This is a genomic window from Lentzea atacamensis, assembly GCF_003269295.1.
In the GTDB taxonomy this organism is placed as follows: Bacteria; Actinomycetota; Actinomycetes; order Mycobacteriales; family Pseudonocardiaceae; genus Lentzea; species Lentzea atacamensis.
In genome coordinates this window covers 575542-588404 of sequence record NZ_QLTT01000002.1, presented here as the reverse complement: position 1 = coordinate 588404, position 12863 = coordinate 575542, and the positions used below count along the sequence as shown (strand labels likewise).

General features: G+C 68.5%; 18 protein-coding genes. 5 read left to right on the top strand and 13 right to left on the bottom strand.

Features of this window, described 5'->3' with window-relative positions; genetic code table 11:
- The first annotated feature begins 1 nt into the window (after window position 1).
- On the top strand, window positions 2-853 hold the full coding sequence (gene purU, locus C8D87_RS11695) for a formyltetrahydrofolate deformylase (RefSeq protein WP_325049656.1): 852 nt from the start codon (window positions 2-4) through the stop codon (window positions 851-853).
- A gap of 4 nt (window positions 854-857) precedes the next feature.
- Here purU and C8D87_RS11690 read toward each other — a convergent pair whose 3' ends face one another.
- The 6 genes from C8D87_RS11690 to C8D87_RS11665 form a co-directional block, all read right to left on the bottom strand.
- Window positions 858-1256: a YbaB/EbfC family nucleoid-associated protein gene (locus tag C8D87_RS11690; protein WP_146771687.1), complete on the bottom strand. Its 399-nt coding sequence runs from the start codon at window positions 1254-1256 to the stop codon at window positions 858-860.
- Window positions 1257-1264: 8 nt separating this feature from the next.
- A complete protein-coding gene (locus C8D87_RS11685) occupies window positions 1265-1687 on the bottom strand; it encodes a hypothetical protein (protein WP_146771686.1) in 423 nt (140 codons plus the stop codon).
- On the bottom strand, window positions 1684-3081 hold the full coding sequence (locus C8D87_RS11680) for a PGAP1-like alpha/beta domain-containing protein (protein ID WP_112226659.1): 1398 nt from the start codon (window positions 3079-3081) through the stop codon (window positions 1684-1686). Before C8D87_RS11680 ends, C8D87_RS11685 begins: the two co-directional genes overlap by 4 nt.
- The gene (locus tag C8D87_RS11675) at window positions 3078-3878 is read right to left on the bottom strand and encodes an ESX secretion-associated protein EspG (protein WP_146771685.1); all 801 of its coding nucleotides are present in this window, start codon (window positions 3876-3878) and stop codon (window positions 3078-3080) included. The genes C8D87_RS11680 and C8D87_RS11675 overlap by 4 nt, the downstream gene beginning before the upstream one ends.
- Window positions 3875-4411 carry a putative T7SS-secreted protein gene (locus C8D87_RS11670; RefSeq protein ID WP_146771684.1) on the bottom strand — a complete coding sequence of 179 codons (537 nt, stop codon included), beginning with the start codon at window positions 4409-4411 and terminating at the stop codon, window positions 3875-3877. The genes C8D87_RS11675 and C8D87_RS11670 overlap by 4 nt, the downstream gene beginning before the upstream one ends.
- Window positions 4412-4566: 155 nt before the next feature.
- On the bottom strand, window positions 4567-5541 hold the full coding sequence (locus C8D87_RS11665) for an aminotransferase class III-fold pyridoxal phosphate-dependent enzyme (protein ID WP_170166399.1): 975 nt from the start codon (window positions 5539-5541) through the stop codon (window positions 4567-4569).
- Window positions 5542-5666: 125 nt separating this feature from the next.
- Between C8D87_RS11665 and C8D87_RS11660 the strand changes: the two genes are divergently transcribed.
- A complete protein-coding gene (locus C8D87_RS11660) occupies window positions 5667-6734 on the top strand; it encodes an LOG family protein (RefSeq protein WP_112226655.1) in 1068 nt (355 codons plus the stop codon).
- On the opposite strand, the gene C8D87_RS11655 is transcribed toward C8D87_RS11660, so the two are convergent.
- A complete protein-coding gene (locus C8D87_RS11655; protein ID WP_215732288.1) occupies window positions 6731-7153 on the bottom strand; it encodes a hypothetical protein in 423 nt (140 codons plus the stop codon). The genes C8D87_RS11660 and C8D87_RS11655 overlap by 4 nt on opposite strands.
- A 26-nt stretch (window positions 7154-7179) precedes the next feature.
- Here C8D87_RS11655 and C8D87_RS11650 point away from each other — a divergent pair, with 26 nt between their 5' ends.
- Window positions 7180-7638 (top strand): WD40 repeat domain-containing protein, encoded by a 459-nt coding sequence (locus tag C8D87_RS11650; RefSeq protein ID WP_170166398.1) that lies wholly within the window; start codon window positions 7180-7182, stop codon window positions 7636-7638.
- On the opposite strand, the gene C8D87_RS11645 is transcribed toward C8D87_RS11650, so the two are convergent.
- A complete protein-coding gene (locus C8D87_RS11645; protein ID WP_112226653.1) occupies window positions 7616-8164 on the bottom strand; it encodes a YbaK/EbsC family protein in 549 nt (182 codons plus the stop codon). The genes C8D87_RS11650 and C8D87_RS11645 overlap by 23 nt on opposite strands.
- A gap of 75 nt (window positions 8165-8239) precedes the next feature.
- On the opposite strand from C8D87_RS11645, the gene C8D87_RS11640 reads away from it, so the two are divergent.
- Window positions 8240-8998 carry a MerR family transcriptional regulator gene (locus C8D87_RS11640; RefSeq protein ID WP_112226652.1) on the top strand — a complete coding sequence of 253 codons (759 nt, stop codon included), beginning with the start codon at window positions 8240-8242 and terminating at the stop codon, window positions 8996-8998.
- A 27-nt stretch (window positions 8999-9025) separates the two neighbouring features.
- Here the strand turns inward: C8D87_RS11640 and C8D87_RS11635 are convergent, their stop codons facing one another.
- The 5 genes from C8D87_RS11635 to C8D87_RS11615 all read right to left on the bottom strand — a co-directional run bounded on the left by C8D87_RS11635 (window position 9026) and on the right by C8D87_RS11615 (window position 11675).
- On the bottom strand, window positions 9026-9574 hold the full coding sequence (locus C8D87_RS11635; RefSeq protein WP_112226651.1) for a type 1 glutamine amidotransferase domain-containing protein: 549 nt from the start codon (window positions 9572-9574) through the stop codon (window positions 9026-9028).
- 9 nt (window positions 9575-9583) lie between these two features.
- Window positions 9584-10240, bottom strand: a complete 657-nt coding sequence (locus C8D87_RS11630; protein ID WP_233442042.1) for an alpha/beta fold hydrolase — start codon at window positions 10238-10240, stop codon at window positions 9584-9586.
- Entirely contained in the window at window positions 10237-10512 is a 276-nt protein-coding gene (locus C8D87_RS11625; protein WP_109632833.1) for a DUF2516 family protein, read from the bottom strand. Before C8D87_RS11625 ends, C8D87_RS11630 begins: the two co-directional genes overlap by 4 nt.
- A 120-nt stretch (window positions 10513-10632) precedes the next feature.
- Entirely contained in the window at window positions 10633-11292 is a 660-nt protein-coding gene (locus C8D87_RS11620; RefSeq protein WP_233442041.1) for a hypothetical protein, read from the bottom strand.
- A gap of 5 nt (window positions 11293-11297) precedes the next feature.
- Window positions 11298-11675: a helix-turn-helix domain-containing protein gene (locus C8D87_RS11615; RefSeq protein ID WP_109629119.1), complete on the bottom strand. Its 378-nt coding sequence runs from the start codon at window positions 11673-11675 to the stop codon at window positions 11298-11300.
- 118 nt (window positions 11676-11793) lie between these two features.
- Between C8D87_RS11615 and C8D87_RS11610 the strand changes: the two genes are divergently transcribed.
- A complete protein-coding gene (locus C8D87_RS11610) occupies window positions 11794-12861 on the top strand; it encodes a methyltransferase domain-containing protein (protein ID WP_112227045.1) in 1068 nt (355 codons plus the stop codon).
- Window positions 12862-12863 lie beyond the last annotated feature (2 nt).

The following is a 12863-nucleotide window of genomic DNA, read 5'->3' as shown; positions in this document are numbered from 1 at the left end:
TGTGATCACCTTCGGCTGCCCGGACCGCACCGGCATCATCGCGAAGATCTCGTCGTTCCTCGCGGAGAACGGCGGCTGGATCGTCGAGGCCGCGTACCACACCGACCCGGAGACGAGCTGGTTCTTCACGCGCCAGGAAGTCCGCGCGGACTCCCTGCCGTTCGGCGTGGACGAGCTGCGCTCCCGGTTCGCGGAGGTGGCGGCGTCCCTGGGCGCGCAGTCGACGTGGACGGTGACCGACACGGGCGCCCGCAAGCGCGTGGTGATCCTGGTGTCGAAGGAGGGCCACTGCCTCTACGACCTGCTGGCCCGCGTAGCGACCGGCGAGCTGGACGTCGAGGTGTCCGCCGTCATCGGCAACCACCCGGAGCTCGGCGAGATCACCCGCGCCCACGGCATCCCGTTCCACCACGTGCCGTTCCCCTCCAACGATCCGGAGGGCAAGCAGGCAGCGTTCGCGCAGCTCCGCCAGCTCGTGGAGAAGCACGACCCGCACGCCGTGGTCCTGGCGCGCTTCATGCAGATCCTGCCGCCGGAGCTCTGCGCGGCCTGGTCGGGCCGCACGATCAACATCCACCACAGCTTCCTGCCGTCGTTCATCGGCGCCCGGCCGTACCACCAGGCGCACCGCCGCGGTGTGAAGCTCGTCGGGGCCACCTGCCACTACGTGACGGCGGACCTGGACGCGGGGCCGATCATCGAGCAGGACGTGCTGCGCGTGGACCACGGCGACTCCGTCGCGGACATGGTGCGCAAGGGGCGGGACATCGAGAAGGTCGTGCTGGCGCGCGGGCTGCGGTGGCACCTGGAGGACCGGGTGCTGGTGCACGGGAACCAGACGGTGATCTTCTGAGTCTTCACCAGCTCTCCTTGCGGTAGACGGCCTTCTCCGCGAAGTCCTCGTCTTCGGGTTTGGCCTTCTGCTGCTCGGGTGCCGGCGGTCCGGGGACGGACACGTCGGTGTCCAGCTCGTTCGCGTGGCTGCCGGTGACGTGGCGGAACTCGTCGAGCACGTTCGTGGCGGCCTGCTCGCGGGCAGTCCTGGTGAGCCCGAGGATCCTGGTGGCCAGCTCGGTGTCGCCTTCGATCTTGAGGTCCAGCAGGGCGCCGTTCGGGGCGACTGTGACGGTGACGGACTTGTCCTCGGTCGTCACGGTCGTACCGGCGGACTCGAGGTTGCGGCGGAAGGCGGCGGCGTTGCGCTGGAGTTCGGCGGTCTTGGCCTCGAAGTCGGCGAGCCATTCGTCTGGGGTCATCGTGGTGCTCATTTCTTCTTCGGGCGGGGGCCGTACTTCTTCTCCAACGCGGCCGTATCGCTCACGTCCACCTGTTCCAGGCTGATCTGTGGGTGTGGCGGCTCCGCGCTCCACACACGCACGGACATCGTCGGCCCACCAGGAGGCGTGACGCCCAGCCAGTAGTTCCGTTGCGCAATTTCCATCAGCTTTCCAGGCATGTCCGCCGAATTCGCGTCGGAGCTGAGCGTGACGTTGACGCTGATGCCTTGCCCCTGGTCGATTCCGTGCACGTAGCTGTACTCGGCATCGGCGACGCCTTGTTGCTGCTTGACCTCCGCGACCACCTTCTTGCCGAGCTCGTCGTACTCCTGGTTGTACTGGTCGGTGATTCCGCAGGCGGTGAGCGACAACACCGTGGCCAGAGCGAGAATCCTTCTCGTGATTCTCAATTGACGCCCTCTCGAGTCACCCGATATGTGCGAGTTTCGGCTTGCGAACCGTTCGTGAACGCTCCGAGACTGTCGCGGTATTTGGCCACCGCAGGGTCGTGGTACGTCTTCGAGCCGGGGTCGCTCACCTGCCGAGCAGCTTCCGAGTAGTTCTCCTCGATGTTGTGATTTTTGAAGTCCCCGTAGTTCTGGTCGAACTTCACCGTGGTCCGGTTCGCCGTGTCCGGGTTGTCGGCGGCATCAAGCCGCGGCACGATGTCGTTCCGATTCTCGAGGGAGAGCATCTGCACGTTGGCCGGCACGTCGATCCGGCCGACCGGAGACCCTGCGGTGACCACATGCGTCACGTTGTAACCGCTGGCGACCAGGTCCGGCGTCGACTGCGCAGCCACGATGCCACCCTGGCTGTGTCCGAGCAGCATCACCGGTTTCCCGTCCGTCGCACCCGCCATGCGCAGCGCTTCTTCGACACCCTTCTGCAACACGGTTCGATTGCCCGCCATGGCGTCCACGTTGACACCGGTGTCGTTCGCGCTTTCCACCACACCTGGCGGATTCCAGTGCTTTGTCCCCGGGATGTCGACCACATAACCGGTCACTTCATTCTGTGCGTTCTTGATGATGCGCACGTCGATGTTGGCCGGATCGACAGGTTCATCCTTGCCTCTCGGTTCCAGCACATCGGGCTTGTTGCGCATCGCAAGCCCTTCCATCAGGTCGTGCAGATCCTTGGGCACATCAGCGTGCGGGTGGCTGCGAGAGGGTGTCACGACCGCGTTGCCATCGGGGTAGGTGGCGGCCAGCAGGTCGAGCGTGGTGGCCAAATCCACCGGAATGCCGAGCGAGGAAATCATTCCCGGCGTCATACCGATCAGGTTGTCGACCATGCCGGGGTGGTCCATCAACCACTTCATCCAGTCGCCGTCGTAGTTGGCGTGGACATCAGCTGCGATCGCACCGCCGGCGAGCAGGGCGGTTGCGGCGGCGACCGTCGGAGTGGCCGTCACCGCCTTGCCCGCGAACCACCGGGAAACTTCGAGACTCTTCGCCGCCAACTCGTCGGCCATCTCATAAGCGATCTTGCTGGATTTCAGCGCTTCACCGCGGAGCCTGATGCCCGCCGAGGTGGCGGTGAGTCCGTGCGGTCCGTCCAGCGCGACAGCCATGGCCGCCTCGAACTTCACCACGCCACCGGGATTCAGCAACGACGACGCGAGCACGTTGGGCTCGACCAGAAACTTGTGGCCAGCCGCGGCGATCTTGAGCGTGTCCTCCCCGACCTCGTCGGTGAGGCGGCTCAGCGCAAGCAGGTCGTCGCACTGGACGGTCGTGCTCTTCATGCCGCCGGAGACGTCGACGTTGGTCACGCCGGGGGGCTTTGCGGGTTCCGTCATGACAGTGCTCCCGCCACCGCCGACGCCACCCAGGTGCCGAGGTCCTCGCGTTGGGCCGGTTCGATGCGCACCATGCGGCGCCCCGAGCCGTCCGGCTCGGGATCGAGGCCGCTCCAGCCGCCCGCCGTGTGCACCCAGTTGACCTGCGACGTGCCGTTGGCCGAGATGACGAGGCAGCGCAGGGCACCGTCGGTCTGGTCGGCGACGTTCTGCGCCAGAGAGGCTTCGGCACCGGACAGCTTCAGCTCGGCCAGCACCGCGGCAGGGGCGTCCGGGTCGGCGGCGCGGAAGAGCCTGGCCGCACCCATCTCCTGCAACGCCTTCAACGGCAGCCGGCCGCGGAGTGGCTCTGCCTCGTGGCTGCCGCCGAGCCGGGATTCGAGGCTCGCGCCGGCGCGGTCTGCCTGCGGCACAGCACGGATCAGCTCCTTGCCGAGGTCGGTCGACGCGAACATGGACAGCTCGACTGCGCCGTCGCCCAGTGCGAAGAGCGAGGCGCCCAACGGGCCGTTGACCGCGTGGACGCTGTGCGAGCTCTTGTCGCCGATGGAGGCGATGGTGTCCAGCATGACCATAGGCCCGGCGAGGATCTGCAGGTTGCGCTCCACCGACGGATGGACCTCCGCCTCGTCACCGACGCCGGTCACGACGCGCTTCCTGGTGAGGTCTGCTTCGGCGGGGCCGATCTGGACGTCGGCGGCGGGCATCCAGTCGGGCGGCAGGTCGACGCCGGTCTTCTCCACCAGGTAGGCGAACTCCCGCGCGGAGAGCACGAGCCGATGCGGCGCGGGGGTCATGCGGACACGCCCTGACCGCGCATGTACTCGCCGACCTCGAGCCACGCCTTGTCGCCCTGCGGCGGCAGGTTGTCCGGGCCCCACTTCCAGCCGGTCCACGGTGGCTGGGGAGGCTGCGGTGGCTGTCCGCCGCCGAAGCCGAGAGCGTCGGCGACGCCGTTGGCGATGTCCTTCACGGCGTTGTTGAACGCGTCCACGGCCCGGTTGAACGTGTCGATCGCGCTCTTGAACCAGCCGGTGACGGCCTCCGCGATCCGCTTGATCGCGGCGATCATCTCGCGGACCTCCTGGGCGTGCTGCCGCAGCACCGCGGCGGCGCCGTCCAGGCCATCGGCGGTCTGGAACAGCCTGCGCTTGTCGCCCTCGATTGTCTCGCGGCACCGATCGGCCGCCACGGACTTCCAGTGCATCGTCCGCGCCTTGTCGTTCATCTCGGTGCCATGCGTGCGGACCGACTCGGCGCGCTTTTCGATCTCGCTCGCGATGCGGTCCAGCTCGTCCGGATTTCCGTACACCCCGTAGCCCCCGTTCACTCGCAGTGAGCGAACCACAACGGGGCGCGGACCCGCAGCCCGGACCGGGAAAATGAGCGAAACTACTCAGCGGTACCCGCGAGGGTTCGGAGAAGACGGACGGCGCACCCCCGCCGTGGATCTTGGCAGGGGTGCGCCGGTCGTGCCGGGCGAACTCAGATCTTGGCCGCGGCCCTCCCGACGGCCTCGATCAACCACCCGGCGTCCGCGGCCGTCATGACGGCAGGAGGGGTGAAGCTCACCGTCCGCCCGCGGAAGTCGGCGAGCACGCGCGATCGCAGCAGCTCGCCGGTGAACACGTCGGCGGCGTGCTTGTCCGGCAGTTCGACGCCGAGCAGCAGGCCGCAGCCGGAGGCGTGGGCCTTGCCCGCGGTGACCGCGCGGAGGCCCAGCAGCAGCTCGTCGCCGAGCACCGAGGCTCGTTCGACGAGGCCGTCGGCGGCGGTGACGCGCAGGCAGGCGTTCACGGCGGCGGAGGCCAGCGGCGAGACCTCTTCCGGGCCGCGCCACAACGGCACCTCGACGGCCGCCGATGCCACGACGGCGGCTATCGGGAGCACGCCGCCGGAGAGGCCCTCGCCCACCAGGAGGATGTCCGGGGTCACGCCGTCGATGTCGCAGCCCCACCACACGCCGAGGCGGCCCAGGCCGGTGCGCGTTTCGTCGACGATCAGCAACGCGTCGTGCTCGCGACACACCTCGGCGATCGCGCGCAGGTAGCCGGAGGGCGGGAACGAGGCGGCGCGGACCGGTTCGACGAGGACGCAGGCCGGTGGGCCGGAGGCTAGAACGGCACGTAACGAGTCGATGCCGCCGTACGGGACTTCGCCGGTGGTCAGCACGCGTGGGCGGCCATTGGCCTGAGCCAGGGCTACGGCGAACTGGGCGGCCTCCGACGCCGACGGGAAGACGTGCACGTGGTCGAGGCCGTTGGGGGTGACGAGATCGAGCATGAGGCGGTCCAGCAGGGACGGCCGGCGTACCTGGCCGACCACGGCCTGCACCACCGCCGGGTGGGCGTGGCCGAGCAGAGGAACTCCGTAGCCGCCGCAGTCCAGGTACTCGACGCGGTGGGGATCTACCACTCGGGCGCCACGGGCGGCGCAGCCGGTCAGCTGTTCGGTAGCCATTGCGGGGAACCTTTCCTGGGCAGCGCGGCCCGCGGCCGCTCGACGGACGACGAGCGGACCCCAGTTCCCACTACTCATTCGGATTCGGCGGCGCGTTGGTTCGCCCGAGGCATAGGCTTTTTCCCGTGCGGATCGAAATCACCGACCTGGACCAGCTGAGAGCCGAGTCCGACCTGCGCAAAGCGGTCATCATCGGGCTGGACCTCACCCGCGAGGACGTGCGGGTCCCGTTGGACGGGGCGCTGCTGCTCGGCTGCACCCTCAGCGAGACGATGCAGCGCCGGGCTGAGGCCGCGGGAGCGTTGATCTTCCCGGTCATCCCCGACCTGCCGTACGAGGTGTACCGGTCGTCGCTCTACACGCCGGCAGAGCTGTTCGCGGGCTTCGACCCCGCCGACCCCAAGTCGTACGCGGACACCCCCGACGCGGTGATCTACCGGCACAGCAAGCAGCAGGGCCACCACCCGGACCCGCTGCACGCGCTGGCCGAACGCCTGCACGACCACTCGATCACCGAGGCGCTCGACGAGGCGCTGACCGGACAGCCGGTGGCGGTCATGGGCGGGCACGCGCTGGCCCGCGACTCGGACGGCTACCGCAACGCGGTCGAGCTCGGCGCCGCGCTCGGAAAGGCCGGCTTCACCGTGCTGACCGGCGGCGGACCCGGCGCGATGGAGGCCGTGCCCCTGGGCGTCCGGCTCGGGGAAGCCGACAAGGACGTGCTCGACGCCATCGCGCAGGCCCCTGGCTTCGGCCACGACGACGAGTCGATCGGCCGGTGGCTCGCGGCGTTCCCGGACATCCCCAGCTTCGAGAGACCTCGCACGATCGGCATCCCGACCTGGTTCTACGGCCACGAGCCGCCCAACCCGGCCTGCGAGCTGCACGCGAAGTACTTCGCGAACTCGGTGCGCGAGGAGGGCCTGCTGACCGTCGCGACCGGCGGCATCGTCTACACGCCGGGCAAGGCGGGCACGGTCCAGGAGGTCTTCCAGGACTTCACGCAGAACTACTACTGCAGCGTCGGCCCAGCCGCCCCCATGGTGTTCCTGGGCAAGGCGTTCTGGACCGACGAGGTTCCGGCCGCGCCGCTGGTGCAGAAGCTCGCGGCGAGCCGGGAGGCGGAACAGTGGATCCTCGTCACCGACGATGTCGATGAAGCGGTGGAACTACTGGTGAAGTACCAGTCCTAGCTCTGGAACGGGGACTCGCGGTCGTAGGTCCTGGGGCTGCCGTTGGGGCGGTCCCACCAACCCTGCTTGCCCTTCAGGGTGCTGTCCTCGTAGTAGTTCTTGTTGCAGTACGCCCACGTACCGGCGCCGTGGCCGTTGACGCGGCGGCCCTGCCGGTAGAGCGAACCGTTGCGGTAGTTCTTCCACTCGACGAGCGCCGACGCGCTGTCGCCGTCACGGTCGTAGACCGACCAGCGGTCGCCGTGGCTCTCGTAACAGACCCACACCTTCACCTCGATCGTGTCGGCGCAGTCCAGCAGCTCGTTCGACGGCGGCGTGCCCTTGACCGCCTCGTTGATCTCCCAGTCGGGCGCGGCGACAGCCGTGCCCGGCACCAGCACGCTCATGGCGGCCGCGATGGCCATGGTCAGAGCAAGCATCAGCTTGCAAGGACGCGGCCGTCGTGGTGTGGGACCTCATATCCGAGCAGCCGGGCCGCTTCCTGCGGCGGTCCGGTGACCAGGTGCAGGTGATCCGGGACGCGGGCCCCGCGGTGAAGTCGATCGCGGCCGTTCCTGGTTCGAGCCTGCTGGCGGTGGGCGACGCCGGCGGCGAGGTCGCACTGTGGGACGCCAACGGCAAGGCGCGCACACTCGTCACCGGCCGAGGCGCGATCGGAGCGGTCGCGGTCAGCAGGGACGGCACAACGGTGGCAGCCGCCGCGAACGACAGCCTGATCACGCTGTGGCAGGTGGCCGACGGCACTCAGGTCGCGACGCTGACCGGGCACACCGGTCCGGTCAACGCCGTGCTGTTCGACGCCGACGGCGACCTCACGTCGTCCGGCCCGGACGCGCGGGTGATCAGGTGGGAGCTCGACCCGGACCAGGTGATCAGCAGGCTCAGCGCGCCAGGTCCTCGATGATCTCGGCGCCCGGAAGCTTCGCCAGCACGTCGCCGGGCACGAGGATCTTGCTGCCCCGGATGCCGCTGCCGACCACCAGTTCCGGTGCCGCGGCGACCTCGGGCGACAGCAGGATCGGCCAACCTGCGGGCAGTCCGATCGGAGTGATGCCGCCGTACTCCATGCCGGTCAACGACACGGCGTCGTCCATCGGCGCGAACGACGCCTTGCGCGCGTCGAGGCGCTTGCGGATCACACCGTTGACGTCCGCGCGCATGGTCGCCATGACCATGCAGGCCGCATAACGGAGCTCACCGCCGCGCTTGCCGGCGACGACGACGCAGTTGGCGGAGGCGTCGAGCGGCGAGCCGTAGTGCGCGCAGAACTCGGCGGTGTCCGCGAGCGTCGGGTCGATCTCGGCGACCGCGAGGCGTTCGGGATCAGGCAGCGCCTTCACCGCGGCGGCGACGGGCTCGGCCAGCAGGTCGAGGCGGGAGAGCACGGGTACGGGTTCCAACGATCCAGCGATGGTCCACACGTCGACCATCCTGCCAAACTCGGTTTGACCTTGACGTTACGTCAACCATTACCTTCGAAATCAAGCGCGAAGGGGGAACCGGAAATGGCCTGGTCGATCGCCCAAGTGGCCCGGATGTCGAAGGTGACGTCCAGGACGCTGCGGCACTACGACTCGATCGGGTTGCTGCCGCCGGCCTGGGTCGGTGACAACGGCTACCGCTACTACGAGAAGGAGCAGGTCCACCGCCTGCAGCAGATCCTGCTGCTGCGCGACATGGGCCTGGGCCTCGACACGGTAGCGGAGCTGCTGAACGGCAAGCACGACCAGCTGACCGTCCTGCGCAACCACCACCGGTGGCTGCAGGAGGAACGCAAGAGGCTGGACCGGCTCGCCGGAACCGTCGCGCGGACGATTGCCGAACTGGAAGGAGGGGACGAGGTGAAGCTGGAAGAGCTGTTCGACGGCTTCGACGCGTCGAAGCAGGAGCGCTACGAGGCCGAGCTGGTCGAGCGCTACGGCGAGGGTGCCAAGGAGCACATCGCCGGGAGCAAGCAGAAGATGAAGAACTGGACGCGTGCCGACGCGGACGACTTCATGCAGCAGTGGCAGGACATCGCACGTGATCTCGGTGCGCTGTTCACGGCGGGCACGGCGATCGACGCTCCGCAGACGCAGGAGGTCATCGACCGCCACTACCGCTGGATCTGCCTCAGCTGGACGCCGAACCGGGAGTCCTACACGGGCCTCGGCAACCTCTACGTCGACTCGGACGAGTTCCGGGTGAACTTCGAGGTCAACGGCGACAACATGGCCGAGTGGGTTCGTGACGCCATGGCGCACTACGCCCAGACGCGTCTCTAAAAACTGAACGGGGGCTGCAGACCCCGTTCAGTCCAGGCCGAAGGCCTTCAGCGCCTCGCGGTTGAACGCCGGCAGGTCGTCGGGATTGCGCGACGTCACGAGCGTCCACCCGTTCATGTCGCAGACCCGGACCTCCTGGTCGGCCCAGTCGGCGCCCGCGTTGCGGATGTCGGTCCGCAGGCTCGGGAACGAGGTCAGCATCTTGCCGCGCACGACGTCGGCCTCGACCAGCAGCCACGGCCCGTGGCAGATCGCCGCGATCGGCTTCCCGGCCGCTACCAGCGCCTTCACCAGCTGAACGGCGTCGGAGTCCATTCGCAGGAAGTCCGCGTTGGCCACACCACCGGGAATGACCGCGCCGTCGTAGTCGTCGACGGAGGCATCGGCGTAGGTGGTGTCGACCGGGAACGAGTCGGCAGGCGTGAGGTGGTTGAAGCCGCGGACCTCACCGAGTTTCGGCGCGATCAGGCGCGGCACTCCGCCGGCCTTCTCGACGTGCGTCCACGGGTCGGTGAGCTCGACCTGCTCGATGCCCTCCGTGTCGACCAGGAATGCGATCTTCTTCTGTTCAGCCATGCACTTCGGCTACCCAGCGAAGAAGTCGACCAATCTGTGCCGCACCTCGGCGCGGTGCGTGATCATCGGTGCCGGTGAGTCGATCAGCCACAGCTCACCGCCGGGGAACGCCGCCGCGGTCGCCTTGGCCACGTCCTCGGGGTGCAGCGGATCGCCCACAGCCCCGATGACCAGCACCAGAGCCGACACGGCAGCCAACATCGAGGCATCGGGAACAGCAACCTGGCCCGGCAGCTGCTCAGCGGCGGCTTCCAGGCGGGTCAACGCGGCGCGACGCTCAGCGACGTAGTTGGGCGGCCCGACGGTCAGATCGGACAGCTGCTGCAGCGTGAACGGCTGTCGCGGCTGGTCCAGCACCGCGGGCAGCAGCAGCGCCACCCGCCGGAAACGATCGGGTTCGAGCGAGAGCAGCCGGATCAACGCCCCGGCGCCCAGCGAGACACCAACGGCGTGATCAGCGGGAACAGTCGCGAGATCGGCGGCGATCCGGCCGTAGTCCCAGTACCCCGCAGGTGCGTCCGGGGCGTCCCCGTGCGAGGGCAACGTCACGACGACGCGGGTACCGGGCAGCCCGGAGGCGGGAATCCGCGCCTCACCGGGCGTGGCACCGAGCCCGTGCGCCACCAGCGTGACGGGCGAGCCGGAGCCGTGGGAGTGCGTGATCACCAGCGGGGGCCGCGCTGGACCTCGATCAGTTTCGGGCGCACGTCCACCATGTACACGAGCACCGCGACGAGGCCTGCCAGCCAGAAGATCGAGCCGAAGCCGCCCGGCGCGAACAGCAGCATCGCCGCCGCTCCACCACCGGTGATGCCGAGCCATGCCGGCTTCGTCATGCGCTCTGCGGCCGTGTACGCGTCGACACGCTGAGCCAGCGCGTGGAAGAACGCGAACAGACCGACGATGGTGAACCCCAGGTCGGCGAAGAAGTACACGATGCCGTCGAGGTTCCAGAAGCTGAAGATCGGCACGTAGAACACGCCCCCAGACTACGTGCCGGTACGACGAGAGGGGAGCAGCCCCAGCGGGCTGCTCCCCTCTCACTGAACTTCAGCGACTCACTTGGTGGTGTTCGTCGCGGTCGTCTTCTTGGCCGCGGTGGTGCTGCGGGTGGTCGTCGCCGGCTTGCGCGGCGCGGTGCGGTTCGCGGCCTTGCGGGTGGTGCTGCGGACCTCGTGCGCGGCCTCGCCACCGACCTCGACGATCTCCTCGGCCAGCTTCTCGGCGCCTTCCTCGACCTCGTGGGCGACCTTCTCGCCGACCGAGCGGGTGCGGCGGGTCACCTTGCCGAGCACGTCGTCCGCGAGTTCGCGGGCATCGGAGGCTGCGGACCCGGCGCGCTTCTGCGCGGCCTCGACGGCGTGCTCGACCTGCTCGACGGCCTGCTTGACCTGCGGCTGGGCCTTGATCTGCTCCAGCGTCTGCTCGCCCTGCTCTGCGAGGTAGGTGTACAGGTTCACCGCGGAGGCGGTGTAGGCGTCGACCAGCTTCTTGAGCTCGGCGGGCTGCAGCTTCTCGCGCAGGTCCTTGAGCTCGGCCGGCAGGTCCTGGGCCTTGGTGCCGGCCTCTTCGGCGCGGACCTTGGCCTTGTTCAGCGCCTCGACCACGGCCTTGGCGGCGAGGTCACCGGCGCCGAGGGCGGCGAGCAGCGCCTGGCGTGCGGCGTGAGCACCCTGCTCGGCGGCCTTGCGAACGTCGTCCTGGGTGAGCTTCGGCATGGAGATCAGTCCTCCTTGTTCTTGGCGGAGTTCTCCCGCCTGAAAGATTCGTAAACATCGAGCAGCACCTGCTTCTGCCGCTCGGTCAGATCGGTCGCGGCGACGATGGCGTCCGCCAACGCACCGCCTTCGCGTTGCTGGAGGATCCCGGCCTCGACGTACAGCACCTCGGCCGAGATGCGCAGGCCCTTGGCGATCTGCTGAAGGATCTCCGCGGACGGCTTGCGCAGTCCTCGCTCGATCTGGCTGAGGTAGGGGTTGGAGACACCCGCCTGCTTTGCCAGCTCACGCAAGGAGATCTTCGCGTGGTTGCGCTGCTCGCGGATGTACTCACCGATGTTGCGGCCGAGGTCCGCGACTGCTTTGTCGATGGACTTGTCCACTGTTCCCGCTCCCGTTCCTCGTGCCACCAACTACGTTAGCCCTGGGTGCTAACTCTTGCAAGCACCCTGCTAGCAATCGCTGCGTGTGCTCCGCCACAGGGATACCGTTGTGGGTGACATGGACGACGCCGGGGCCCTTCGCACCGAGCTGGCGGACCACCTGCTCGGTGACGGCGTGCTGCGCGATTCCAAGTGGCTCAAGGCTTTCCGGGAAGTCCCGAGGCACGAGTTCCTGCCGCGCTTCTACCGCCAGCTGCCCAGCGGTGACTGGGAACCGGTCACCGCGAAGCACCCGGACTGGCTGAAACTCGTCTACGCCGACCGTGTGTGGGTTACCCAGTTCAACGGCGACGACACGGTGACCGGGGGCACACCGACGTGTTCGTCGAGCATGCCCACGATCATGGCGATCATGCTGGAGGCGCTGGACGTCCACAGAGGACAGCCGGTGCTCGAGGTGGGTACCGGCACCGGTTACAACGCGGCTCTTCTCTGCCACGTGGTGGGTGCGGAGAACGTGACGACGATCGACGTCGACCCGAGCATCTCCCGGCGAGCACAGGAACGCCTGCACCACAACGGCTTCTACCCGACGTGCGTGGCGGGCGACGGCGCGCTCGGCCATCCGGAGCGCGCGCCGTACGACCGCTTGCTGGCCACGTGCTCCGTCTCGACCATCCCGCCCGCCTGGCTGGAGCAGGTCCGTCCGGGCGGCCTGGTCGTCACCACGCTGCACCGCCCCATCGGCGCCGGGCTGGTCAAGATCGTGTCGAACGGCGACGGCACCGGCGAGGGCCGCGTGCTCGTCGAGGACGGCCGTTTCATGCCGTTGCGCGCGCACGCCCACCCGCCCACACACGCGGGCTCCGGCGCGTTCGAGCGCCGCGCCACCACGTTGCCGCTGAACACCGTGGTCGACCCGGCCAGCCCGTTCGAGTTCTTCGCCGGCATCGCGCTGCCCGGCGTCGTCGCGGGCCAGGACTGGTTGGCCCATCCGGACGGTTCCTGGTTGCACCACCACGGCACGCACGTCGACCAGGGCGGCCCGCGCCACCTGTGGGACATCGCGGAGCAGGCCGTGGTCGAGTGGCACGACCTGGGCAGACCCCGCAGGCACCAGTTCGGGATCACGGTCGGGCGCGACGGCCAGTTCCTGACGCTGGACGACCTGAGGTGGCAGCTGTGATC